Genomic DNA, 24,371 nt, shown 5'->3' with positions numbered 1-24,371 from the left:
CGCCGCCGGACAGCCCGGAATGAAGGGCGCGCCCCCCAGGTTCTAGCCTTGGGGGCGCGCCCTTTCGCACAGTGCGCCATCTGCACAGTCAGCCTGAGGAACGAGGCACTTCACATGACCGACCCCGTGACGCTGGACGGACAGATCGCCATCGGCTTCTTCGACGAGAAGCGGGCCGAGAGCGCTGTCCGGGAACTGCTCATCGCGGTCGGCGAGGACCCTGACCGCGAGGGCCTGCGGGAGACGCCGGCACGGGTCGCGCGGGCCTACAAGGAGATCTTCGCCGGGCTCCGGCAGGAGCCGGAGGACGTGCTGACCACGACGTTCGACCTGGGCCACGACGAGATGGTGCTGGTCAAGGACATCGAGGTCTACTCGACCTGCGAACATCACCTGGTGCCGTTCCGCGGGGTGGCGCACGTGGGGTACATCCCGTCCACCACCGGCAAGATCACCGGGCTGTCCAAGCTGGCGCGGCTGGTCGACGTCTACGCTCGGCGTCCGCAGGTGCAGGAGCGGATGACGACGCAGATCGCGGACTCCCTGATGGAGATCCTCGAGCCGCGTGGCGTGATCGTGGTCGTGGAGTGCGAGCACATGTGCATGTCCATGCGCGGGATCCGGAAGCCGGGCGCGAAGACGATAACCTCCGCGGTGCGCGGGCAGCTGCGCGATTCCGCCACGCGGGCGGAGGCGATGAGCCTCATCATGGCCCGCTGACCCACGCCGGCGGGCGATCCCGTCGTGGCGCCGGCCGGCAGCCGGCGCCAGGGGGTGTCACGCCTCTTCCTCGTCCTCCGGGAGCCGGCACACGCGCTGGAGGTAGAGGGCCGCGGCGACGACCGCGACGCCGGCGAGCGCCGCGAACCCCGCCGTGAGCGCCTGGCCCCGGCGGGCGGGGACCTCCAGGGACTCCAGGAGGAAGACCGCGACGCCCGCGTAGAGCCCCGCGACCGGTGCCGCCACCAGGGCGGACGCCTGCGCGAGCACGACCGCGCGGGTGGCCAGCAGCGGGTTGACTCCCTTGGCCCCCGGCCGCCGCTCCCGCTGCGCCTTGAGGCGTGCCCGCAGCGACAGCGCACCGGCCAGCAGCCCCACGGCGATCAGCGCCAGGACGAACGGGGCCGCGGCCGGGACACCCGGCAGCGACCCGAATGCCTGCCACAGCCGGGCTCCCGCCCAGGCGAGCAGTCCGACGGCGACGAACGCCAGGGCCAGGGTCCTGATCCGCAGCTCTCTCACGGTGCCTCTCAACGTCATTCGGGCAGGCGGAGTTCCAGGTCCTCACGCCGTGCCACGCCCTCGCGGGTGACCGAGGCCAGCAGGTCGGCGACCCGCCCCCGGCCGGGGATCTCGGCGGACCCGTCCGCGTCCAGCCACGGCGCCAGCACGAAGGCGCGCTCGTGGGCACGCGGGTGCGGCAGGGTGAGCACCGGATCGTCGGAGACCCGGCCCTCGTAGGCGACGATGTCCACGTCCAGCGTCCTGGCCGCCCACCGCTCGCCGCGCGTGCGGTGGAACGCCTCCTCGACGGCCTGGGCCCGCTCCAGCAGGGAAGAGGGCGGCAGGGTCGTCCGGAGGATCACGACCGCGTTCAGGTAGTTCGGCTGGGCCCCCGGCTCGACACCCCAGGGCGCCGTCTCGTAGACGGGCGACACGGCCTTGATCCGGATGCCAGGGGTGTCCTCCAGCGCGTCGACGGCGCCCTGGAGGTTCTCCATCCGGTTGCCGAGGTTGGAGCCGACGGACAGCACGGCCTGCCGGGGGTTGGAGAGCGTGGAGTCAGCGGCGTCCACCGCCTCGACGACGGACACCGGCACCGGCTGGACCGTGGGGTCGGGGGACCCGGGAAGGCGCGAGGGGGTCATACACGGCTCCGGTTGATGGTGACGGTCACGTCGTCGAACGGAACGGTGATGGGCGCGCCCGGCTTGTGGACGCAGACCTCGACCTCCGCCACGATCTCGTTCCTGAGGCAGACCGCGGCGATGCGCTCGGCGAGCGTCTCGATCAGGTCGACCGGTTCGCCCTCCACGACGCCCACGACCTCCTCGGCGAGGATGCCGTAGTGGACGGTCTTCGTCAGGTCGTCGCCGGCCGCGGCGGGCCGGGTGTCGAGCCCCAGGACGACGTCCACCACGAAGGTCTGGCCCGTCTCGCGCTCCTCGGGGAACACGCCGTGGTGGCCGTGGCCCTTGAGGCCGCGCAGCGCGACACGATCCACTACGAATCACTCCTGCAGTCGTCGGTGAGGGGCCGGTTCCGCGCCGGATGCGCGAGGGCGCCCACTGGCACTGAATCTACCCGTGGGCGTCGGCGTTCCTCCTCGTCGGGGGAGTGCGACCGGCCGAAGACGGCCACTACCCCGTGCGCCACAACCTCAATCGCGGGCGGGGGAGTCACGCCGGAATGTCGGGTTCCTCCGGCTCCTCGTCCTCGTCGGACTCGGTGAGGACCGGGGAGGCGTGGTGGGACCACATCTTCCAGCCGGAGGGGGTGCGCCGGAACACGTTGGTCGCCACCACGAGCTGCCCGAGCAGCGGGCCGGGATCCTCGCCCTCCTCGGGCGGCGGGCCGCCGCTGAGGATGTTCTCGGTGCAGGTGACCACGGCGGTGTCCCCGGTGACCGAGACGTGCACGTCGGTCAGGAAGAACTGGATGTAATCCGTGTTCGCCATGATCAGGGCGTAGGACCGCAGCACCTCGCCACGTCCGTTCAGGGCAGGCCAGCCGGGGTGGACGCAGGAGATCACCCCCGTCTCCGCGGGGTCGTGGTACGTCTCGTCGACGCCCAGGTCGGCGGGGGAGAGCCAGAGGGCGGAGAGCTCGTCGAAGTCGCCCTGCTCGATCGCCTCGTAGAAGGCCGTGTTGGCGAGTTCGACCTGCTCGACGTCCGTGTGCGCGGCGCTCACCGCGATCACCTGGCCCCTTCGACCGCGGCGGCGACCCGCACCGCGTCGGCCGAGGCGCGGACCTCGTGGACCCGTACGGCCCACGCCCCCCGCTGGGCGGCGAGCATGGAGACGGCGGCGGTGGCGGCGTCCCGTTCCCGGGCGGGCGGCGGGGTGCCGTGGGGACCGGCCAGGACCTGGCCCAGGAAGCGCTTGCGCGAGGCGGCGACCAGCACCGGCCGTCCGAGCCCGAAGAGGCGGTCGAGGTGGGCGAGGAGGGCGAGGTCGTCCTCGGCGCCCTTGGAGAAGCCGAGGCCGGGGTCGACCACGATCCGCTCGGGGTCGACCCCTCCCGCGACGGCGGCGTCCACCCGTTCGCGGATCTCGTCGACGACCTCGCGGACCACGTCGGCGTAGCGGCCGGGGATGTTGGCGCCCTCCAGCAGGCCGCGCCAGTGCATCACCACGAACGGCGCGCCCGCGGCGGCGACCACGGGGATCATCGCCGGGTCGGCGAGGCCGGCGCTGACGTCGTTGACCATGACGGCGCCCGCGGCCAGGGCCTTCTCGGCGACCGAGGCGCGCATGGTGTCGACCGAGACGACGACCCCCTCCGCGGCCAGCCCGCGGACCACCGGGATCACCCGGCGCAGCTCCTCCGCCTCGTCCACCCGGGTGGCGCCGGGCCGGGTGGACTCGCCGCCCACGTCGGCCAGGTCGGCGCCTTCCGCGACGAGGTCCAGGCCGCGCTTGATCGCCGCAGTGGTGTCGAACCACCGGCCACCGTCGGAGAAGGAGTCCGGAGTCACGTTGACGACGCCCATGACCGCGCAGCGGTCCCACGTCGGAAGGCCCGCCACGTGGCCGCGTACGCACTGCTTGCTCATGCGACCAGCCTAGGCGGCCGGGCAGGGGCGCGCCGACCCCGTCGGCCCGGCGAAGGGCCTGCGAAGTGGTGCAAACCGGGATGCGGAGCGGGGTCTCCGCAGATCTGATCAAGAAACGGGAATGTCCGGACGGAAAGCGGAGCCGCCGATTTTGCCTTCCCGGGCGTCCACGGCCGCCTACGCGCGGTAAGTTTCTGGCCATGCCACGAGGACGCCATCGTCATTCCCCGCCTCTGCACAGGCTCCTGCCGCCGTCGGCGTTCGCAGTCGTGTCCGTGGTCTGTGCGCTGGTTCCGTGGTTCCTTGGTGAACCGTTGCTGTTGCGGCTGATGACCGCTCTCGCCGCCGTGGTCGGCGTGGCCGCCGCGGTGACCCTGCGGCGCTGGGACGCGGCGGCCGGTCTGAGCGTCGCCGAGCTGAAGCGCGCCAAGGCCAGTGCCGAGTGGCAGCACGAGGAGCGGGTGGCGGAGCTGGAGGCCGACCTGGAGGAGGGCCGGGAGCTCCGGATCAAGCTGGAGCAGCGGCTGCGGTCCAAGCGTGCCGAACTGGCGGCGCTGCGCAACGAGCACGCCTCCCTGCTGCGGCGCTACGCGACGGCGGAGACGGAGCGGGCGAGTGCCCTGGAGGGGCGACGCCTGCTGGAGATCGAGGCCAAGGACCCCGTCCCGGCGCTGCCTCCGGTACGTGAGGCCCCGGCGCTCGGTCCGGCCCCGGCCCCGGAGCCCGCCCGGCCCTTCTCGCCGCGGGGCGGCGAGCTGTTCCGCCGGGCGAGGGCGGCGCTGGACGCGCTGGAGACCCGCCCGGCCGCCGTCGGTGCGGAGCCGTGGCCCGCGGGTGCCGGGTCCGCCGACTCCGGGTCCGCGTTCGGTGCGTCCGGGATCGGGGGGTCCGAGAGCGATGGGTCCGCGTTCGGCGAGGCGCGTTCCGCGCGGGCCGAGCTGACCGAGGACGGGGACCTGGATGGGGCCGCCGAGTCGGGCGAGGCCCCGGAGATCGAGGAGCCCGCGCGCGTCGAGGACGTCGAGGACGTCCACGGACCGGATGCGCACCGCGATCCCGGCCTCGACGGCGGGCGGGCGGCCGACGGCACCGTGCCGGCCACGGACGTGGAGGAGGCACTGCCCGACCGTGCCGTGCCTGGGGACGGGAACGGGAACGGAAGTGGTGCCGAGGGCGAGCCGGGTGGCGCCACGGGCGGCTCGTCGACGGCTCAGCCGGTCCGCCCGGCCGGTGGGCACTACACGGTGCCCACCGCCGTCGCCGTGGTCCCGGCCGCCGGGACTCCGCGCCGTCCCGGTGCCGAGGGCGGCTTCGACTTCTTCGGCACGCAGCGGGCCGAGCAGCACGGGTCCGAGCCGCAGGAGGCCGGGCAGTACGCCGCCCGGGAGCCGGCCGTCCAGCAGCAGGAGGCCCAGCAGCAGGAGGCTCCGCAGCACGAGACTCAGCAGCAGGCGGCTCCGCAGCAGGCGGCTCAGCAGACACCGTGGCAGCCCGCCGCTCCGCAGCCCCGGAGCGAGGGGCGGACCGCGTCCGTTCCGGCGCAGCCGCTGATCAGGACGTCGCCGCGGACCGACGTCGGCCGGGTGATCGACGTCGACGCACAGGATGACGACCTGCACGCGGCGTCCTGACCCGCCGGAACACGCACCGCGCCCCGCGCGCCGTGACGGGCGGTCCCTCCTGGGTCCCGCCCGCCCTGCCCCCACGCCCCGCGTCCGCAGTAGGCGAGACTGAAGCCATGACGTCCACGACGCAGACCACGGTCGGCATCGGCGCCGCCGCCGAGACCACCGACATGGTGCTCAACATCGGCCCCCAGCACCCCTCCACGCACGGCGTGCTGCGCCTGCGCCTGGTGCTGGACGGCGAACGCATCACCAGCGCCGAGCCGGTGATCGGCTACATGCACCGCGGCGCGGAGAAGCTCTTCGAGGCCCGTGATTACCGGCAGATCATCATGCTGGCCAATCGTCACGACTGGCTCTCGGCGTTCTCCAACGAGCTGGGCGTGGTGATGGCGGTCGAGCGGATGCTCGGTATGGAGGTCCCGGACCGGGCGGTGTGGATCCGCACCCTGCTCGCCGAGCTCAACCGGGTGCTCAACCACCTGATGTTCCTCGGCTCCTACCCGCTGGAGCTCGGCGGCATCACGCCGATGTTCTACGCCTTCCGTGAGCGCGAGGACCTCCAGCACGTCATGGAGGAGGTCTCCGGCGGACGCATCCACTACATGTTCAACCGGGTCGGCGGCCTCAAGGAGGACCTGCCGCTGGGCTGGACGGACCGGGTCCGTGCCGTGGTGGCCGCCGTGCGATCCCGGATGGACGTCTTCGACGACCTGGTGCTCGGCAACGAGATCTTCCGCGGCCGGACCCGCGGCGTCGGCGTGCTGAGAGCGGAGGCGGTGCACGCCTACGGGGTGAGCGGGCCGATCGCCCGTGCCTCCGGCGTCGACTTCGACCTGCGGCGCGACGAGCCCTACCTGGCGTACGGCGAGCTCGGCGACGTCCTCCAGGTGGTCACCCGCCAGGAGGGCGACTGCCTGGCGCGGTTCGAGTGCCTGCTGGGGCAGACCCACAACGCGCTCGACCTGGCGGAGGCGTGCCTGGACAGGCTGGCCGAGCTGCCGCCGGGGCCGGTCAACCAGCGGCTGCCCAAGGTGCTGAAGGCGCCGGAGGGGCACACCTACGCGTGGACCGAGAACCCGCTCGGCATCAACGGCTACTACCTGGTCTCGCGCGGTGAGAAGACCCCGTACCGGCTGAAGCTGCGGTCGGCGTCCTTCAACAACATCCAGACGCTCACCGAGCTGCTGCCAGGCACCCTGGTCGCCGACATGGTCGCCATCCTCGGCTCGCTCTTCTTCGTCGTCGGGGACATCGACAAGTAGGCGGCAGTGCCGTGAGGTCGGCCGGGCGGGGGCCGGCCGCCCTCACGGCGCCAGCGGGTCCGGAACGCCGACCGGCTGGAGGAGCCAGGTGAAGTCGCCGAGTCCGCCGGTCGCGGTGAGTTCCGCGGCCTCGCCGGCCGAGGCGAGGGCGCGGACGTAGCCCGCGGGGTCGGAGGAGGCCAGGGCCAGCGGTGGCCGGGAACCCGTGGCGCCGAGCGCGCGCAGCGCCTCCCGCTGGGTGAGCAGGCGCCCCCCTGGCAGGAGACAGGCGTCCAGCGCGACATGGGCGGTCAGGTCGCGGCAGCCGTCGGGGACGGGCGGCACCTCGCGGCCCTCGCGGAAACCGGTGAGCGTGCCGAACGGGGGCCGGGCGCCGGCCGTGTGCGCGTAGTCGACGGCCACCGCGAGCCCTCGGTCCAGGGAGGCCACCGCCCCCGCCCAGGCCCGGTCGCGCGGCAGGCCGATCTCGGCGCGCAGCCCCTCCTCGGGCGGCAGCGGCCACCAGCGCTCCAGCCAGGCGGCGTCCTCGCCGTCCACCGGCTCGCCGGGAACCTCTGTGCCGTCCGCGTGGACCAGGACGCGGCGTGGGACACCGTCCTCGTCGGTCTCCGCGACGTCCACCGGCACGTTGTCCAGCCACTCGTTGGCGAACAGCAGCCCGCGCACCCCGGGCGGGGGTTCGTCCAGCCACTCGATCCGCTCCGGCAGTCCGGCGGGGCGGTCCGCCACCTCCACGGCGCAGACCCGGGTCCGCAGGGCCACCTCCGGCGGGAGCTCGGCGAGGACCCGGGCGGCCAGTTCTCCGCGTCCGGCCGCCATGTCGACGAAGGTCAGGTCCGAGGGCCGGTCCAGTGCCGCGTCGACCCGGCACAGCAGCCGGGAGACGGCGTTCGCGAACAGTGGGGAGGCGTGCACCGAGGTGCGGAAGTGTCCTGCCGGGCCCTCCGGCCGGCGGTAGAAGCCGCCCGGGCCGTACAGCGCCGCCCGCGCCGCCTCCCGCCACCCGCGTGCGCCGCCCGTCCGGTCGCCGCCCGTCCGGTCGCCGTGTCCCGTCATCGCTGTCCCGCCTTCGCCACGTGGCAAGGCTAGGCGCCTCGCGCCCCTGAGCGGGCCGGCTCCCCCTGGGGGTGTACGGCCGGCCCACGGGGATCGATCGCCCGGCTGACTTCCGGAGGGCTCCGGCATCCCTACCCTGTACAGGTGCAGCGCCTCTACGACTTCATCCGCTCCCACCAGACCTGGGTGGACGGCTTCTGGGCGGTTCTGCTCGTCCTCCCGTCGGTGGCGATGGGGGACCACCGTCCCGATACCGCCTACGGGGAACGGCCGGTCGTCCTGCCGCTGATCCTCGCCCTCGGCGTGGCGACGACGCTGCGGTCCCGGATGCCGGAGCGGATGCTGCTGCTGGCCACCGCGGCCGGAGCCCTCCAGCTGGTGATGGACGTGCCGATCCTCCCGGCCGACTTCGCGCTGCTGATGACCATCTACTCGGTCGCCGTGGCCGGCAGCGTCCGTGCCTCGCGCGCCGCTCTGGTGGTGGCCCTACTGGCGGCCCCCCTGGTGCAGCTGCGCTGGCCGGAGGAGAAGTCGTCCCTGCTGGGCAACGTGGTGATCCTGGTCTTCCAGACCGTGCCGCTGGTCTTCGCCTGGGTGCTCGGCGACGCCCGCCGCACCCGCAGCGCCTACTTCGCGCAGCTGGAGGAGCGGGCCGCCCGGCTGGAGCGGGAGCGGGAGTCCCAGGCCAAGATCGCGGTGGCCGCCGAGCGCGCCCGGATAGCCCGGGAACTGCATGACGTGGTGGCCCACAACGTGTCCGTGATGGTGGTCCAGGCCGACGGCGCCGCCTATGTCCTGGACACCGCCCCCGAGCAGTCGAAGAAGGCCCTGGAGACCATCTCGGCCACCGGTCGGCAGGCCCTCGCGGAGATGCGCCGCCTGCTGGGTGTGCTGCGCACCGGGGAGCAGCCGGTGAACGGTGAGTACGTGCCGCAGCCGGACGTGGCGCAGATAGAGGACCTGGTCGAGCAGTGCCGGGGCGCGGGCCTGACCGTGGACTTCAAGGTCGAGGGCAGCCCCCGCCCGCTGCCCAGCGGGGTGGAGCTCACCGCCTACCGCATCGTGCAGGAGGCCCTGACCAACGTCCGCAAGCACGCGGGGCCCGAGGCGGGAGCCGGGGTCCGGCTGGTCTACTTCGACGACGGACTGGGCCTGCTGGTCGAGGACGACGGCCGGGGTGCCCCGCCGGAACTGTGCGCCGCGGGCGGCGCGGACGGACAGGGGCAGGGACTGATCGGCATGAGGGAGCGCGTCGGCATGGTCGGCGGCACCCTCGACGCCGGCCCGCGGCCCGACGGAGGCTTCCGCATCAGTGCCCTGCTGCCGCTCAGATCCAGCCTCTGAGACGTCGCCGTCAGACCACCCGCCCTCCGCCGGCCCGCCTTCGGACACCGCGCCCCCTGCCACCCGCCCACCAGGCCTCCTGCCGCCCACCCCCTCACGGAACGCGAGAAACCGATGCCGATCCGCGTGATGCTCGTCGACGACCAGGCGCTGCTGCGCACCGGCTTCCGCATGGTGCTGGACGCCCAGCCCGACATGGAGGTGGTCGCCGAGGCCGGCGACGGCGAGGAGGCGCTGCGTCTGCTCGCCGGTGCGCGGGCCGACGTGGTGCTGATGGACGTCAGGATGCCGCGCATGGACGGCGTCGAGGCCACCCGCCGGGTCTGCGCGGAACCGGGAGCGCCCAAGGTGCTGATCCTGACCACCTTCGACCTGGACGAGTACGCGTTCACCGCGCTGCGGGCCGGGGCCAGCGGATTCATGCTCAAGGACGTCCCGCCGGGCGACCTGCTGGCCGCCATCCGCGCCGTGCACAGCGGGGACGCCGTGGTCGCGCCGTCCACCACCCGCCGACTGCTGGACCGGTTCGCGCCCATGCTGCCGGGCCTCCCCGACGAGCGTTCGCGGACCCGGGACGAGGAGCTGTCCCGGCTCACCACGCGCGAGCGGGAGGTGATGGTGCTGGTCGCCCAGGGGCTGTCCAACGGGGAGATCGCGGCCCGGCTGGTCCTGTCCGAGGCCACCGTGAAGACCCACGTGGGGCGCATCCTCACCAAACTCGGGCTGCGCGACCGGGTCCAGGTCGTGGTCCTCGCCTACGAGACGGGCCTGGTGCGGGCCGGAGGGCTCGGCTGAGACCGCCGCCCCTCCCCGCCATGGGCCGGCGACCGCGGATTGTCCCGACCGGGCCCGCGCGCGGCCCCCGGCCACTAGATTCTGCCCATGCTCCTGTGGATCAACGGCCCTTTCGGGGGCGGCAAGACACAGACCGCGCACGAGATACACCGACGGCTGCCCGGCAGCGTGATCTGCGACCCGGAGCACCTCGGATTCGGCCTGCGCCGGATGACGCCGCCCGAACTGCGCGGCGACTTCCAGGACCTGGCCTCCTGGCGCCAGGGTGTGGTCGAGGTGCTCGACCTCGCCCTCACCCGCCACGAGGGCGTGGTGATCGTCCCGATGACGGTGACCGATCCCGAGTACTTCGCGCAGACGGTCGGACGACTCGGCGAACTGGGACATGACGTACGGCACTTCACCCTCCTCGCGCAACGGGAGACCGTGCTGCGGCGACTGCGTGAACGCGGCCTCGGACGCATGCTGGGCCACCTGGTGGGCCGGTGGAAACCACGACGGTTCGAAAGCTGGGCCGTCGAGCGGCTCGACGGGACACTGGAGCGCCTCAAGGAGCCCGAGTTCGCCGAACACCTGTGGACGGACGACTTCACCGTGCCCAGGACCGCCGACCGGATCGCCGTCCTGGCCGGCCTCACGCTCCGCCCCAACCGGGGCGGAGCGCTGGCCGACCGCTACCGCCGGGCCCGGGTCGGGCTTCGCCACATCCGGTTCGACTGAACAGCCCGACCGGACCGGCAGAGTCCGGCCGCCTGTGCCGGAGGCCGACCGCCCCGCACCGGAGCCCGACCGGCTCCCTGGAGCCCGACCGGGTCCGACGGGCGTCGGCGGATCCGCCGGAGGCCGGGCGGCGCGCCGGTCAGCCGCGCGCGAGCAGCCGCTCCGCGAAGTCCCGGGCCGCCTCCCGTACCTCCTCGCCGGTCCACTCCAGCCCCGGGGAGGTCACCGTGGTCTCGTGGTACGAGATCCCGGGCCCCTGGGCGTGCCAGTCGGCCACGAAGAGCAGCCGCCCGGTCTCCTCCGCCTGGCGTATCGCCGTCTGCTCCAGCACCTCGGGCGCGTACGGCAGCCAGACCTGGAACTGGTGGGTGTGAGGCGGCTCCGGATGCACCCGCGCCCACGGCAGCCCTCCGGCGGCCAGCCCTTCCGCCAGCGCAGCCGCCACCACCTTGGCGTGCGCCACGTACTCCGGCAGCCGGGGCAGCTCACGCTCCAGCCCGAGCAGCGCCGACAGCGCGGCCGGGAACTGCTGGAACACCTGCCCGCCGTACCGGTGCCGCCACACCCGGGCCTCCTCCACCAGTGAGGCCGGACCGGCCAGCACCGCGCCCGAGAAGCCGTCCAGCGACTTGTAGAACGAGACGTACACCGAGTCCGCCAGGCCGGCGATCTCGTCCAGCGGACGCCCGAGGTGGACCGTCGACTCCCACAGCCGGGCGCCGTCGAAGTGGACGACCGCGTCCAGCTCACGGGCCGCTTCCACGGTGGCCGTCAGCTCCTCCCAGGTGGGCAGCACGAACCCGGCGTCACGCAGCGGCAGTTCCACCATCAGCGCGCCGAACGGCTCACCCAGGTCCTGTATCTCCTGCGGCGTGGGCAGCCGGGGCTCGTCCGTCAGCCGCAGTGTCCTCAGACCGGCCACCTCCGCGAACGCGTTGCGCTCGTGCATCTCGGGGTGCGCCAGCGGATGCAGGGCCACCGCCCGGTTGCCCGTCCGCCCGGCCCAGCAGCGCAACGCGACCTGCTGCGCCATGGTGCCCGACGGGAAGAAGGCCGCGGCCTCCATGCCCAGCAGGCCGGCCACCCGGCGCTCCAAGGCCTCCACCACGCCGCCGCCGTAGATGTCCGAGGGCTCGTCCAGGTCGTGGACCGAGCCCGCCTGCTCCACCAGGTCGTCCAGCCGCTCGCGCAGCGTCGACCGGAACCCCGGCCGGGTCAGTGTCCGGACGGAGTCCCGGAGCAGTTCCAGCCGCCGGGCACGCCGCGCCGCCTGGTCGTTCGCACTGTCGTTCATGGCAAGGATCATGCCTGCGATCGCCGTCCCCTGCCGGACCTGTGGAAAAGCACCTGTGGACGAGGCCTTGCGGAAGAGCCCCTGTGGACAACGGCCGGAGGACGAGGGGGAGCGACCGGACGCAGCCTGTGGACAACCGACCCCTGCGGAAGGGATCGCGTTAACATGACGAGAAATCGTCCGGTACCCGAAGCGGACTGGAACGGGAAGGCCCTCGTCGCGTGACCACACAACCCCATCCCCCCGACCCCAGGGACCGCCCCGCGCGGCTCGCCGTCGGCGTCGTCGGCGCCGGCCGCGTCGGTCCGGCGCTGGCGGCCTCGCTCCAACTGGCCGGGCACCGGCCGGCCGCGGTGTCCGGCGTTTCCGACGCCTCCCGGCGCCGGGCCGCCGAGCTGCTGCCGGACGTCCCGCTGGTCACTCCGGCCGAGGTGCTGGCCCGCTCCGAGCTGGTCCTGCTCACCGTCCCGGACGACGTCCTGCCCGGACTCGTGCAGGGCCTCGCGGAGACCGGCGCGATCCGCCCCGGCCAGCTGGTCGTGCACACCTCCGGCCGGTACGGCGTCGGCGTCATGGAGCCCGCCCTGCGGGTCGGCGCGCTCCCGCTCGCCCTGCACCCCGCGATGACCTTCACCGGCACCGCGGTCGACGTGCAGCGCCTGGCGGGCTGCTCGTTCGGCGTCACCGCGCCGGAGCAGCTGCGGCTTGCCGCCGAGGCGCTGGTGGTGGAGATGGGGGGCGAACCCGAGTGGATCGAGGAACGCAACCGCCCGCTCTACCACGCGGCGCTGGCCCTGGGCTCCAACCACCTGATCACCCTGGTCGCCCAGTCCATGGAACTGCTCGGCGCCGCCGGAGTGGGCGCCCCGGACCGGATGCTCGGCCCGCTGCTCGGCGCCGCCCTGGACAACGCGCTGCGTTCCGGTGACGCCGCCCTGACCGGTCCCGTCTCCCGCGGCGACGCGGGCACGGTCGCCGCCCACATCGAGCAGCTGCGCCGGCACGCCCCGCAGACCCTGCCCGGCTACCTGGCGATGGCCCGCGCCACCGCCGACCGCGCCCTCGCGAAGGGACTGCTCAGGCCCGAACTCGCCGAAGACCTTCTCGGGGTACTCGGCCAGGACGGCACGACCGACCGCGCCGGCGGCCCCCGTGGAACGGACGGGACCACCGGCGACGACGGGGAGGACACCCGATGACCCAGGCCGGCAAGCCCGAGCTGCTGCACACCGCCGCGGACCTGGCGGCCCGCCCCCGCACCGGACGCCGCGCCGTCGTGATGACCATGGGCGCCCTGCACGAGGGGCACGGCACCCTCATCCGCGCGGCCCGCGAGAAGGCCGGCCCGCAGGGGGAGGTCGTGGTCACCGTCTTCGTCAACCCGCTGCAGTTCGGCGCGGGTGAGGACCTCGACCGCTACCCGCGCACCCTCGACGCCGACGTGGAACTCGCCGCCTCCTGCGGGGCCGACGTGGTCTTCGCCCCGCCGGTCGACGAGGTCTACCCCGGCGGCGAGCCCCAGGTGAGGATCACCGCCGGGCCGATGGGCGAGCGCCTCGAGGGTGCCTTCCGTCCCGGCCACTTCGACGGCATGCTCACCGTCGTCGGCAAGCTGCTCCACCTCACCCGCCCGGACATCGCCTTCTACGGGCAGAAGGACGCCCAGCAGCTGGCGCTGATCCGCCGGATGGTCCGCGACCTGAACTTCGGTGTGGAGATCGTCGGCGTGCCCACGGTCCGGGAGGAGGACGGCCTGGCCCTCTCCAGCCGCAACCGCTACCTCTCCGCCGACGAGCGGCGCACCGCGCTCGCCCTGTCCCGTGCGCTCTTCGCGGGCCGCGACCGGCTCGCCGCCCTGGAGGCGCTGCGCGCCCGCGCCCAGGAGGTCCCCTCCACCGAGGCCCGTGCCGCCGCGCTGGAGCGGCTCGGCGAGAGCCGCGAGGCCGCCGACGCGCACGCGCTGGCCGCAGCCTGCGGCAATGCCTCGGGTCCCGCCGCCGTCCGCGACGCCGCCCGCCTGGTGCTGGACGACGCGGCCAGGACGGAGCCCCCGCTGGTCCTCGACTACCTGGCGCTGGTCGACCCCGCGGACTTCACCGAGGTCACCGACGACCACACCGGCGAGGCCGTGCTCGCTCTCGCCGCCACGGTCGGCCGGACCCGGCTGATCGACAACCTGCCGCTCACCTTCGCCCCGGACGGCGGTCGCGAGCCCGGCCCGGAAGACGGAGACACCCCGTGACCCCCACCGGCCCCGTGACCCCCACCGGCCCCGCGCCCACCCCGCGCGCCGGTATACGGCTGCCCGCGCCCGCACCCGGCTGGTCCGTCGACGCCGACGTGGTCGTCGTCGGCTCCGGCGTGGCCGGACTGACCGCCGCGCTGCGCTGCGAGGCGGCCGGGCTGCGCACCGTCGTCGTCACCAAGGCCCGGCTGGACGCCGGATCCACCCGCTGGGCGCAGGGCGGCATAGCCGCCGCCCTGGGCGAGGGCGACACCCCCGGGCAGCACCTCGACGACACCCTGGTCGCGGGCGCGGGACTCTGCGACGAGGAGGCCGTGCGCCTGCTGGTCACCGAGGGCCCCGACGCGGTGCGCCGCCTGATCTCCACCGGCGCCCGCTTCGACACCGACGCGGGCGGCGGGATCGCGCTGACGCGCGAGGGCGGCCACCACCGCCGCCGCATCGCGCACGCGGGCGGTGACGCCACCGGCGCCGAGATATCCCGTGCCCTGGTCGAGGCGGTCCAGGCCCGCGGCCTGCGGACCGTCGAACACGCCCTGGTCCTCGACCTGCTCACCGACGCCGAGGGCCGCACGGCAGGCGTCACCCTGCACGTCATGGGCGAGGGCGCGCACGACGGTGTCGGCGCCGTCCACGCCCCCGCCGTGGTCCTCGCCACCGGCGGCATGGGCCAGGTGTTCTCCGCCACCACCAACCCGTCGGTCTCCACCGGCGACGGCGTGGCGCTCGCGCTGCGGGCCGGCGCCGAGGTCAGCGACCTGGAGTTCGTCCAGTTCCACCCGACCGTCCTCTTCCTCGGCCCCGACGCCGAGGGCCAGCAGCCGCTGGTCTCCGAGGCGGTCCGCGGCGAGGGCGCCCACCTGGTCGACGCGGACGGAGTCCGGTTCATGGTCGGTCAGCACGAGCTGGCCGAGCTGGCCCCGCGCGACATCGTGGCCAAGGGCATCATGCGCCGGATGCTGGAGACGGGCGCCGCGCACATGTACCTGGACGCCCGCCACTTCGGCGCCGAGATGTGGGAGCACCGCTTCCCGACCATCCTCGCCGCCTGCCGGACGCACGGCATCGACCCGGTCACCGAGCCGATCCCGGTCGCCCCGGCCGCCCACTACGCCTCTGGTGGCGTCCGCACCGATTCGTCCGGCCGCACCACCGTGCCCGGCCTCTACGCCTGCGGCGAGGTCGCCTGCACCGGCGTCCACGGTGCCAACCGGCTGGCCTCGAACTCCCTGCTGGAGGGGCTGGTCTACGCCGAGCGGATCGCCGCCGACATCGCGTCCGGAGGCGTCGCGCCCGCGGGGGTCGCGGGCATCGCGGGCATCACCGGCACCGCCGGCACCGAGGCCGACACCAAGGCCGAGCCCGAAGCCGAAGCCGAAGCCGAAGCCGAGTCCGAAGCCGAGCCCGAAGCCGAAGCCGAGCCCGAGGCCGTCGTCGGTGCCCCACGCCGGGCCGAGGACGGCGCGCCCGCCCGCACCGCGGTCCCGGCCGTGCCGCAGACGGCCGGGGTCCAGCCGCTCCCCGCCCCCGAGGACCGGTCCGCCGTCCAGCGCATCATGACCGAGGGCGCCGGCGTGCTGCGTTCGGCCGACTCCCTGCGGCGGGCCGCCGAGAAGCTGGCCGAACTGCAGACCGCCGCCGAGGGCCCCGGGAAGCAGCCCGTCCCGGGCACCGAGACCTGGGAGACGGCCAACCTCCTGCTGGTCGCCCGGGTCCTCGTCGAGGCGGCCCGCCGCCGTGAGGAGACCCGCGGCTGCCACTGGCGCGAGGACCGCCCCGACCGGGACGACGAGCAGTGGCGCCGCCACATCGTCGTCCGCCTCGGCGAGGGCCGTACGCTCGCCGTGCACACCACCGACGGACCGGGCTTCGCACCGGTCACCACTCCCACAGGAGCAGTGAAGAAGTGAGCCCCTCCGACCCCTCCGGCCCTGCCGACCTCCCCCTCGCCGACGGGGGAGGCTGCGGCGACGGCTGCGCCTGCGGCGCCGGCGACGACCACGAGTTCGACGACTACGAGTGCGGCCTCGACCCCGCCCTGGCCGAGCTGCTGACCGAGGCCGGCCTCGACCCGGCCGAGGTGGAGGACATCGCGACCATGGCGGTCGCTGAGGACCTCGACGGCGGCGTGGACGTCACCACCTGGGCCACCATCCCCGAGGAGGCCGTCGCCACCGCCGACTTCACCGCCCGTGAGGCGGGCGTGGTCGCCGGGCTGCGGATCGCCGAGGCGGTGATCTCGGTGGTCGCCTCCGACGAGTTCGAGGTCGAGCGGCACGCCGAGGACGGCGACCGTGTGGAAGCCGGGCAGAAACTGCTCTCGGTCACCACCCGTACGCGTGACCTGCTCACCGCGGAGCGCAGCGCGCTCAACATCATGTGCCGCCTGTCCGGCATCGCCACCGCCACCCGCGCCTGGGCCGACGTCCTCGAAGGCACCTCCGCGACCGTCCGCGACACCCGTAAGACCACGCCCGGTCTCCGCTCGCTGGAGAAGTACGCGGTGCGCTGCGGCGGCGGCGAGAACCACCGGATGTCGCTCTCCGACGCCGCCCTGGTCAAGGACAACCACGTGGTCGCGGCCGGTGGCGTGGCCGAGGCGTTCCGGGCGGTCCGCGAGCGCTTCCCGGAGCTGCCGATCGAGGTCGAGGTCGACACGCTGCACCAGCTCCGCGAGGTGCTGGACGCCGGGGCCGACCTGATCCTGCTGGACAACTTCACGCCCGCCGAGTGCGCGGAGGCGGTCGCCGTCACCGCCGGGCGGGCCAAGCTGGAGGCGTCCGGACGGCTCACCCTGGAGAACGCCAAGGCGTACGCCGACACCGGCGTCGACCACCTGGCGGTGGGCGCGCTCACGCACTCCTCGCCCATCCTGGACATCGGCCTGGACCTCCGTGAGGCTCAGGGCGCGGCGCAGAACGACTCGGAGTAGGGGCGGGGGCCATGCTGCTGACGATCGACGTGGGCAACACGCACACCGTGCTGGGACTGTTCGACGGCTCGGAGGTCATCGAGCACTGGCGCATCTCCACCGACCCGCGCCGCACCGCGGACGAGATGGCCGTGCTGATGCAGGGCCTGATGGGGGCACACCCGCTGCTCGGCGGCGAACTCGGCGAGGGCATCGACGGCATCGCCATCTGCGCCACCGTCCCGTCCGTCCTGCACGAACTGCGTGAGGTGACCCGCCGGTACTACGGCGACGTGCCCGCGGTGATTGTCGAGCCCGGCGTCAAGACGGGCGTGCCGATCCTCACCGACAACCCCAAGGAGGTCGGCGCGGACCGCATCATCAACGCGGTCGCCGCGGCCGAGCTCTACGGCGGGCCCGCCATCGTGGTCGACTTCGGCACCGCCACCACCTTCGACGCGGTCAGCGCCCGCGGGGAGTACATCGGAGGGGTGATCGCGCCGGGCATCGAGATCTCCGTGGAAGCGCTGGGCGTCAAGGGCGCACAGCTCCGCAAGATCGAGGTTGCGCGCCCGCGGAGCGTGATCGGGCGGAACACGGTCGAGGCGATGCAGTCGGGCATCATCTACGGCTTCGCCGGGCAGGTCGACGGGGTCGTCGAGCGGATGGCCCGCGAGCTGGCCGACGATCCCGACGACGTCACGGTCATCGCCACGGGTGGCCTGGCGCCCATGGTCCTCGGCGAATCCACGGTCATCGACGAGCACGAGCCGTGGCTCACGCTGATCGGGCTCCGTCTCGTCTACGAGCGCAACATCGGCCGCAGCTGACCTCACCGCTCTTGACCTCACTGCCCCCGGCTTCACCGCCTCCGGCTTCACCGCCCTGGCCTCACGTCCCGTCCGCGCCCCGGCACCCGTCTGCACGGTGCCGGGGCGCGGGTGTCCGGGCCTGCTCGTCCCCGGTGACGCGGGCGATCGCACGGAGGGCCGGTCGGAGGGGCGGGGACGGCGCGCCGATGGAAATATGTCCATGATTGTCTGATTGGCGCGTATGGTCGCGCCATGCCCACGCCCTACGGATCCCGCGGCATGGCGTTCGGCCCGCAAGAGCTGCGCGTGCTCCGCCGTGCCCTCGCCCTCGCCCTTCACCCCCGCCCCGCCTCCCCCCAGGAGGTCCAGGACTGCCTGCGGCTCGCCGACGCGGTCGACGAGGTGACGCGGGAGGCGGCCCGGCAGCGCGCCTTCCTCCTGGCCGACCTGGTCCGCTACCGCGCCGCCCTCCCGGGCACCGTCACCGGCTACCTCCGTCTCCTGCGCGAGGCGCTGGACGCCGGTCACCGCCCGGAACAGGAGGACCTGGCCGCACTCCGCGCCCTGAGCGGCAACCCCGTCGCCGCCGCCCTGCTGCGCCGGTGCGACACCCCCGCCGAGCGCGAGCGTGCCGTCACGCCGGTGGCCGTCCCGCCGGTGGCCGTGCCCGTGCCCGTGCCGGTCCTGCCCGTGCAGGGTTCGGAGCCGGCGACGGCGGCCCGCCCGGAACTCGTACCGGTGCCCGCGACGGCCTCGGTTCCCCCCGGCCGGCGACCGCTCACCGAGGCCGCCGAACTCCTCGGCCGGGCCGCGCGAGGGGTCCCGACGGCCCGCACCCGGCTGCTGGCCCTGCCCGGCGGCCTGAGCGCGGACGGCGGTGAGGGCGATCCGGAGGAGAGGCCGGAGCCTTCGCCGTCCTCCGACCCGCAGAACCCCCCGCAGCCGTCGCCCGGGCGGCCGATTCCCACCCCCGGCGAGGTGTTCCCGCGCCGTAAGCCGTCCGGCCCGCCCTCCTCGCCCGCCTCACCGTCCGCTCCACCGGACGAACCCTCGACGGGGCGGCTGGCCGCGGGCTGAGCGCGGGGGGTGGCTACCCTGGTGCCATGGACTACGTTTCCGCGCTCCTGCCCCCGTTCGTGATGGCCGCCTTCTTCATCGGGGTCATCCGGGTGATCATCAAAACCCAGGGCGGAGCCAACAAGGCCAAGGAGGACGCCGCGGTGGACGCGGCCCTGGCCCAGGCCCAGGCCACCCCCCGCCGCGACGAGGCCTGACAGCCGCCCCTCGTTCCGGTCCGCCGCCGCGGACGCGGCGTCCGCACGTGCGCCGCGTCCGCGCCGCGCACGTGCCGCGCCCGCCCGGAACGGGCGCGTTCCGGGGCTATCGTCCCTCCCATGCCGAAACCCCTGGGAGAACTCGAAGACGCCGTCATGAGCCGGATCTGGCAGTGGAACCGGCCCGTGACCGTCCGGGAAGTCCTGGAAGATCTCCAGAGGGAACGCTCGATCGCCTACACCACGGTGATGACCGTTCTCGACAATCTCCAGCGCAAGGGCTGGGTCCGCCGGCACGCCGAAGGCCGGGCCTATCGATATGAGGCGGTCTCCAGCCGTGCCGCATACGTGGCCGCGCTGATGAACGACGCCTGGTCCCGGAGCGACAATCCCACCGCGGCCCTGGTGGCGTTCTTCGGGATGATGAACGAGGAGCAGCGCGGCATGGTCCGCGACGCACTCCGCATCGCACACGGCCCCGGCGCCGTCCCGGATGCTGAGAACGCCTCGGACTCCGGGAACGCACCGCACGCCGCAAACACTCCGGAAGCCGGGAAGGCACCGGAAGCCGGGAAGGCGCCGGAAGCCGGGAAGGCGCCGGCAGCGGGGAACACGGCGGGTGACGAGAACGTCCCGAGTGGTGAGAACGCCCCCGAGTCGGCGGACGACGGTTCCGGGCGATAACGTCCGGACATGTCAGTGGAGCGTTCCGAAGTCAGCACCAAAGCTTTCACCGTACGCAGGGCCAGGACCGGTGATGTCCCCGCTCTCCGTCGACTCCTCGACGCGTACACCCGTGACGGCAGGCTCCTCGACAAAGCGACCGTCACGCTTTACGAGGACATCCAGGAGTTCTGGGTGGCGGAACGCGACGACAACGCCGAGGTGGTCGGCTGCGGCGCGCTGCACGTGATGTGGGAAGACCTCGCCGAAGTGCGCACTCTCGCCGTGAACCCGGTACTCAAGGGCGCGGGCGTCGGGCATCACTTGCTGGAGAAGCTCCTGCAGACCGCGCGATGGCTCGGTGTACGCCGCGTTTTCTGTCTCACCTTCGAAGTCGAGTTCTTCGGGAAGCACGGCTTCGTCGAGATCGGCGAGACCCCTGTCGACACCGATGTCTACGCGGAGCTCCTGCGCTCGTATGACGAGGGCGTGGCGGAGTTCCTGGGACTCGAACGAGTGAAACCGAACACCCTGGGCAACAGTCGGATGCTTCTGCATCTGTGATCTTCTACGGCGGCGGCGAAGCCCTTCTCCGCTCCTTCACCGTGTGAGGTATTCCGGGTCCTTCCCTCTTCACGGGTTCCCTATGTCCGGAACGGGCAGGTTTTCGGCTGCGTTCGCGAGCCCGGCCTCTCCCGGGGGTTTGTGTTTTCCAGGCAAAAGCGGTTTGCTTTCCGGCGTACTGCAGTACTGCATATAACGAGGGACGGCGAAACGGCTCCGCCCGGAGCCGCCCCAGGGTTATCGATGAAAGGAATAGCGGTGGCACAGAAGGTTCAGGTCCTTCTTGTCGACGACCTCGACGGCGGCGAGGCGGACGAGACGGTGACGTTCGCGCTGGACGGCAAGACGTACGAGATCGACCTCACGACAGCCAACGCGGACAAGCTGCGCGGCCTGCTCGAGCCCTACGTGAAGAGCGGGCGCCGTACCGGTGGCCGCGCCTCCGGCGGCCGTGCCAAGACGCGTGCGGCGGCGGGCAGCAGCCAGGAGACGGCGCAGATCCGCGCCTGGGCCAAGGAACAGGGTCTCGAGGTGAACGACCGCGGCCGGGTGCCGGCGAAGATCCGCGAGGCGTACGAGAAGGCCAACGGCTGACGGCCTCCGACAGCCGACGGCCCGGTTCGATGCCGGAGAGCCGCCATGGTGCGGCTCTCTGCCGTTCCCGGGCGGCTCCCGGCGGTTCCAGGACCCCTCCGGTGATCCAGGACCCCTCCGGTGATCCAGGAGCGTTCCGGTGATTCCGGACCGTTCCGGACGGTTCCCGGCCCTTCCCGGCGGTACCCGGTCCCTTGTCGGCGTCCCGGACCCTTCATCACAGATTGTTCACAGCGATCGCGTTTCGAACGCGCTGCGTAACCGGAACGGGGGCGCGCGGGTCGGCGGAGCGGCGCAAGGTTGTTCGCCCGTAGCGGAGGAGACCGGGGCACGCCGCATGGACTGTCGGTCGTTGCGGGTAAGACATCCCTAGTGGGAGGGGTCGACACGCAGGAAAGGCGGCCTTCCGTTCGCCATCGGCGTACTGGTGGAGGACGTAAGTGCCTGGCCTGCGGGAACATCGTCTCGCACCATCGGGTTGGAGCAGATGTCGGCGTTCCGGGTCAGGAGGCCAAGGACGGTGTCGGCAGTTGGAATGAGCGGTCCCCGCTTGCGGGACTAAGCTGCGGAAGGACAGGAAGGGGACAGCCCCCTTACTGCCTGACCGCTCTGAGGAGCGATTAACGATGTTCGAGAGGTTCACCGACCGCGCGCGGCGGGTTGTCGTCCTGGCTCAGGAAGAAGCCCGGATGCTCAACCACAACTACATCGGCACCGAGCACATCCTCCTGGGCCTGATCCACGAGGGTGAGGGTGTCGCCGCTAAGGCCCTGGAGAGCCTCGGGATTTCGCTCGAGGCGGTCCGCCAGCAGGTGGAGGAGATCATCGGCCAGGGCCAGCAGGCCCCGTCCGGCCACATCCCCTTCACCCCCCGTGCCAAGAAGGTCCTGGAGCTGTCGCTCCGCGAGGCCCTTCAGCTGGGCCACAACTACATCGGCACGGAACACATCCTGCTCGGCCTGATCCGCGAGGGCGAGGGCGTCGCCGCCCAGGTCCTGGTCAAGCTGGGCGCAGACCTCAACCGTGTCCGCCAGCAGGTCATCCAGCTGCTGTCGGGCTACTCGGGGAGCAAGGAGGCCGCCACCGCCGGTGGTCCCGCCGAGGGCACCCCCTCGACCTCCCTGGTCCTCGACCAGTTCGGCCGGAACCTCACCCAGGCCGCTCGTGAGTCCAAGCTCGACCCGGTCATCGGGCGCGAGAAGGAGATCGAGCGGGTCATGCAGGTGCTGTCCCGCCGTACCAAGAACAACCCGGTGCTGATCGGTGAGCCCGGCGTCGGCAAGACCGCCGTCGTCGAGGGCCTCGCCCAGGCCATCGTCAAGGGCGAGGTGCCCGAGACCCTCAAGGACAAGCACCTCTACACCCTGGACCTCGGCGCCCTGGTCGCCGGCTCCCGCTACCGCGGTGACTTCGAGGAGCGCCTGAAGAAGGTGCTCAAGGAGATCCGCACCCGCGGCGACATCATCCTGTTCATCGACGAGCTGCACACGCTCGTGGGTGCGGGTGCCGCCGAGGGCGCGATCGACGCCGCCAGCATCCTCAAGCCGATGCTGGCCCGCGGTGAGCTCCAGACCATCGGCGCCACCACGCTCGACGAGTACCGCAAGCACCTGGAGAAGGACGCGGCCCTCGAGCGCCGCTTCCAGCCCATCCAGGTCGCGGAGCCGTCGCTGCCGCACACCATCGAGATCCTCAAGGGTCTGCGCGACCGGTACGAGGCGCACCACCGCGTCTCGATCACCGACGAGGCGCTGGTCCAGGCCGCCACCCTGGCCGACCGGTACATCTCGGACCGCTTCCTCCCGGACAAGGCGATCGACCTGATCGACGAGGCCGGTTCCCGGATGCGCATCCGCCGGATGACCGCGCCGCCGGACCTCCGCGAGTTCGACGAGAAGATCGCCGGCGTCCGCCGCGACAAGGAGTCCGCGATCGACTCGCAGGACTTCGAGAAGGCCGCGTCCCTGCGCGACAAGGAGAAGCAGCTCCTCGCCGCGAAGGCCAAGCGGGAGAAGGAGTGGAAGGCCGGCGACATGGACGTCGTGGCCGAGGTCGACGGCGACCTGATCGCCGAGGTCCTCGCCACCGCCACCGGCATCCCGGTCTTCAAGCTGACCGAGGAGGAGTCCAGCCGCCTGCTCCGCATGGAGGACGAGCTCCACAAGCGGGTCATCGGCCAGAACGACGCGGTCAAGGCGCTCTCCAAGGCGATCCGCCGTACCCGTGCCGGCCTGAAGGACCCGAAGCGTCCGGGTGGCTCGTTCATCTTCGCCGGCCCGTCCGGTGTCGGTAAGACCGAGCTGTCCAAGGCGCTCGCCGAGTTCCTCTTCGGCGACGAGGACGCGCTGATCTCCCTCGACATGTCGGAGTTCAGCGAGAAGCACACGGTCTCGCGTCTCTTCGGTTCCCCGCCCGGATACGTGGGCTACGAGGAGGGCGGCCAGCTGACCGAGAAGGTCCGCCGCAAGCCGTTCTCCGTGGTCCTCTTCGACGAGGTCGAGAAGGCGCACCCGGACATCTTCAACTCGCTGCTGCAGATCCTGGAGGACGGTCGCCTGACCGACTCCCAGGGCCGGGTCGTGGACTTCAAGAACACGGTCATCATCATGACGACCAACCTCGGAACCCGGGACATCTCCAAGGGCTTCAACCTGGGCTTCGCCGCCCAGGGCGACACGAAGACCAACTACGAGCGCATGAAGAACAAGGTCTCGGACGAGCTCAAGCAGCACTTCCGCCCCGAGTTCCTCAACCGCGTCGACGACGTGGTGGTCTTCCCGCAGCTCACGCAGGCGGACATCCTGCGGATCGTCGACCTGATGATCAGCAAGGTGGACGAGCGCCTGAAGGACCGGGACATGGGCCTCGAGCTCTCCCAGTCCGCCAAGGAGCTGCTGTCCAAGAAGGGCTACGACCCCGTCCTGGGCGCCCGGCCGCTGCGCCGGACCATCCAGCGCGAGGTCGAGGACACGCTCTCGGAGAAGATCCTCTTCGGCGAGCTGCGCCCCGGTCACATCGTGGTCGTCGACACCGAGGGGGAGGGCGAGGACCAGACCTTCACCTTCCGCGGTGAGGAAAAGGCCGCGCTGCCGGACGCCCCGCCGGTCGAGCAGGCCGCGGGCGGTGGCCCCAACCTGAGCAAGGACGCGTAACGCCGACGCGTCACCCGAGTGACCCGAAGGGCCGGTGCGGAGCTTCCGCACCGGCCCTTCGGCGTCCCCAACCGCTGTGCACGGGGCCACACTTCGGGCCCGCGGAGCAGGTGCGCCCGGTGAGGTGGGGCACGCGACTCAGATCACGTACGAGGACGGGTAGTAGACGGTGGCGGGCGCTTCGGTCCCGTCGAGGGGGCGGGCAGCTCCTCCGACCTGCGTGATGTCTTATTAGTCCGAAAAAAGAATATTGCGAAGCCTGTCCGGATTAAGGCTGGA

24 protein-coding genes are annotated in these 24,371 nt (G+C 72.6%); 17 read left to right on the top strand and 7 right to left on the bottom strand.

Annotated elements, in window-relative coordinates; all coding sequences use genetic code 11:
* Positions 1 to 114: 114 nt before the first annotated feature.
* A complete protein-coding gene (gene folE, locus GBN72_RS20645; protein ID WP_151773379.1) occupies positions 115 to 720 on the top strand; it encodes a GTP cyclohydrolase I FolE in 606 nt (201 codons plus the stop codon).
* Between the two features lie 57 nt (positions 721 to 777).
* On the opposite strand, the gene GBN72_RS20640 is transcribed toward folE, so the two are convergent.
* The 5 genes from GBN72_RS20640 to folP form a co-directional block, all read right to left on the bottom strand.
* On the bottom strand, positions 778 to 1,242 hold the full coding sequence (locus GBN72_RS20640) for a DUF3180 domain-containing protein (protein WP_151773378.1): 465 nt from the start codon (positions 1,240 to 1,242) through the stop codon (positions 778 to 780).
* A 14-nt stretch (positions 1,243 to 1,256) separates the two neighbouring features.
* Complete coding sequence (gene folK / locus GBN72_RS20635) at positions 1,257 to 1,868, bottom strand: 2-amino-4-hydroxy-6-hydroxymethyldihydropteridine diphosphokinase (RefSeq protein WP_151773377.1); 612 nt, start codon at positions 1,866 to 1,868, stop codon at positions 1,257 to 1,259.
* Entirely contained in the window at positions 1,865 to 2,224 is a 360-nt protein-coding gene (gene folB, locus GBN72_RS20630) for a dihydroneopterin aldolase (RefSeq protein ID WP_151773376.1), read from the bottom strand. The genes folK and folB overlap by 4 nt, the downstream gene beginning before the upstream one ends.
* Positions 2,225 to 2,399: 175 nt before the next feature.
* Entirely contained in the window at positions 2,400 to 2,912 is a 513-nt protein-coding gene (locus GBN72_RS20625) for a nuclear transport factor 2 family protein (RefSeq protein ID WP_151773375.1), read from the bottom strand.
* 5 nt (positions 2,913 to 2,917) lie between these two features.
* Positions 2,918 to 3,778 carry a dihydropteroate synthase gene (gene folP, locus GBN72_RS20620; RefSeq protein WP_151773374.1) on the bottom strand — a complete coding sequence of 287 codons (861 nt, stop codon included), beginning with the start codon at positions 3,776 to 3,778 and terminating at the stop codon, positions 2,918 to 2,920.
* Between the two features lie 329 nt (positions 3,779 to 4,107).
* Between folP and GBN72_RS20615 the strand changes: the two genes are divergently transcribed.
* Both GBN72_RS20615 and GBN72_RS20610 read left to right on the top strand, forming a co-directional pair.
* Positions 4,108 to 5,409, top strand: a complete 1,302-nt coding sequence (locus tag GBN72_RS20615; RefSeq protein WP_151773373.1) for a hypothetical protein — start codon at positions 4,108 to 4,110, stop codon at positions 5,407 to 5,409.
* A 107-nt stretch (positions 5,410 to 5,516) separates the two neighbouring features.
* A complete protein-coding gene (locus GBN72_RS20610; RefSeq protein WP_151773372.1) occupies positions 5,517 to 6,668 on the top strand; it encodes an NADH-quinone oxidoreductase subunit D in 1,152 nt (383 codons plus the stop codon).
* A 42-nt stretch (positions 6,669 to 6,710) separates the two neighbouring features.
* Here GBN72_RS20610 and GBN72_RS20605 read toward each other — a convergent pair whose 3' ends face one another.
* Positions 6,711 to 7,724, bottom strand: coding sequence for an SAM-dependent methyltransferase (locus tag GBN72_RS20605; RefSeq protein ID WP_151773371.1), 1,014 nt, complete (start codon positions 7,722 to 7,724; stop codon positions 6,711 to 6,713).
* Positions 7,725 to 7,868: 144 nt separating this feature from the next.
* On the opposite strand from GBN72_RS20605, the gene GBN72_RS20600 reads away from it, so the two are divergent.
* From GBN72_RS20600 to GBN72_RS20590, 3 genes are all read left to right on the top strand, one after another.
* Positions 7,869 to 9,068 (top strand): sensor histidine kinase, encoded by a 1,200-nt coding sequence (locus GBN72_RS20600; protein WP_151773370.1) that lies wholly within the window; start codon positions 7,869 to 7,871, stop codon positions 9,066 to 9,068.
* A gap of 114 nt (positions 9,069 to 9,182) precedes the next feature.
* On the top strand, positions 9,183 to 9,863 hold the full coding sequence (locus GBN72_RS20595) for a response regulator (RefSeq protein ID WP_151773369.1): 681 nt from the start codon (positions 9,183 to 9,185) through the stop codon (positions 9,861 to 9,863).
* An 87-nt stretch (positions 9,864 to 9,950) separates the two neighbouring features.
* Positions 9,951 to 10,583, top strand: a complete 633-nt coding sequence (locus tag GBN72_RS20590; RefSeq protein ID WP_151773368.1) for an AAA family ATPase — start codon at positions 9,951 to 9,953, stop codon at positions 10,581 to 10,583.
* A 139-nt stretch (positions 10,584 to 10,722) separates the two neighbouring features.
* On the opposite strand, the gene GBN72_RS20585 is transcribed toward GBN72_RS20590, so the two are convergent.
* Positions 10,723 to 11,877 carry a threonine aldolase family protein gene (locus GBN72_RS20585; RefSeq protein WP_151773367.1) on the bottom strand — a complete coding sequence of 385 codons (1,155 nt, stop codon included), beginning with the start codon at positions 11,875 to 11,877 and terminating at the stop codon, positions 10,723 to 10,725.
* 221 nt (positions 11,878 to 12,098) lie between these two features.
* On the opposite strand from GBN72_RS20585, the gene GBN72_RS20580 reads away from it, so the two are divergent.
* The 11 genes from GBN72_RS20580 to GBN72_RS20530 all read left to right on the top strand — a co-directional run bounded on the left by GBN72_RS20580 (position 12,099) and on the right by GBN72_RS20530 (position 24,092).
* Positions 12,099 to 13,076 carry a Rossmann-like and DUF2520 domain-containing protein gene (locus tag GBN72_RS20580; protein WP_151773366.1) on the top strand — a complete coding sequence of 326 codons (978 nt, stop codon included), beginning with the start codon at positions 12,099 to 12,101 and terminating at the stop codon, positions 13,074 to 13,076.
* Positions 13,073 to 14,119 carry a pantoate--beta-alanine ligase gene (panC, locus tag GBN72_RS20575; RefSeq protein ID WP_151773365.1) on the top strand — a complete coding sequence of 349 codons (1,047 nt, stop codon included), beginning with the start codon at positions 13,073 to 13,075 and terminating at the stop codon, positions 14,117 to 14,119. Before GBN72_RS20580 ends, panC begins: the two co-directional genes overlap by 4 nt.
* A complete protein-coding gene (locus GBN72_RS20570) occupies positions 14,116 to 16,032 on the top strand; it encodes an L-aspartate oxidase (protein WP_246212702.1) in 1,917 nt (638 codons plus the stop codon). Before panC ends, GBN72_RS20570 begins: the two co-directional genes overlap by 4 nt.
* Positions 16,029 to 17,054, top strand: a complete 1,026-nt coding sequence (gene nadC, locus GBN72_RS20565; RefSeq protein ID WP_151773364.1) for a carboxylating nicotinate-nucleotide diphosphorylase — start codon at positions 16,029 to 16,031, stop codon at positions 17,052 to 17,054. The genes GBN72_RS20570 and nadC overlap by 4 nt, the downstream gene beginning before the upstream one ends.
* Before the next feature lie 11 nt (positions 17,055 to 17,065).
* Positions 17,066 to 17,863, top strand: a complete 798-nt coding sequence (locus GBN72_RS20560; RefSeq protein ID WP_151773363.1) for a type III pantothenate kinase — start codon at positions 17,066 to 17,068, stop codon at positions 17,861 to 17,863.
* 261 nt (positions 17,864 to 18,124) lie between these two features.
* Entirely contained in the window at positions 18,125 to 18,922 is a 798-nt protein-coding gene (locus GBN72_RS20555) for a serine/threonine-protein kinase (protein ID WP_164540808.1), read from the top strand.
* A gap of 26 nt (positions 18,923 to 18,948) precedes the next feature.
* A complete protein-coding gene (locus tag GBN72_RS34200; RefSeq protein WP_164540770.1) occupies positions 18,949 to 19,119 on the top strand; it encodes a hypothetical protein in 171 nt (56 codons plus the stop codon).
* Between the two features lie 120 nt (positions 19,120 to 19,239).
* Positions 19,240 to 19,803 carry a BlaI/MecI/CopY family transcriptional regulator gene (locus tag GBN72_RS20550; RefSeq protein ID WP_151773361.1) on the top strand — a complete coding sequence of 188 codons (564 nt, stop codon included), beginning with the start codon at positions 19,240 to 19,242 and terminating at the stop codon, positions 19,801 to 19,803.
* A gap of 9 nt (positions 19,804 to 19,812) precedes the next feature.
* The gene (locus GBN72_RS20545; protein WP_151773360.1) at positions 19,813 to 20,346 is read left to right on the top strand and encodes an amino-acid N-acetyltransferase; all 534 of its coding nucleotides are present in this window, start codon (positions 19,813 to 19,815) and stop codon (positions 20,344 to 20,346) included.
* Between the two features lie 258 nt (positions 20,347 to 20,604).
* A complete protein-coding gene (locus tag GBN72_RS20540) occupies positions 20,605 to 20,940 on the top strand; it encodes a histone-like nucleoid-structuring protein Lsr2 (RefSeq protein ID WP_151773359.1) in 336 nt (111 codons plus the stop codon).
* 626 nt (positions 20,941 to 21,566) lie between these two features.
* Complete coding sequence (locus GBN72_RS20530) at positions 21,567 to 24,092, top strand: ATP-dependent Clp protease ATP-binding subunit (protein WP_151773357.1); 2,526 nt, start codon at positions 21,567 to 21,569, stop codon at positions 24,090 to 24,092.
* Positions 24,093 to 24,371 lie beyond the last annotated feature (279 nt).

Origin of the sequence: Streptomyces abyssomicinicus (assembly GCF_008974245.1) — a bacterium.
GTDB classification, from domain to species: domain Bacteria; phylum Actinomycetota; class Actinomycetes; order Streptomycetales; family Streptomycetaceae; genus Streptomyces; species Streptomyces abyssomicinicus.
This window is presented reverse-complemented; position numbering and strand designations above follow the sequence as displayed.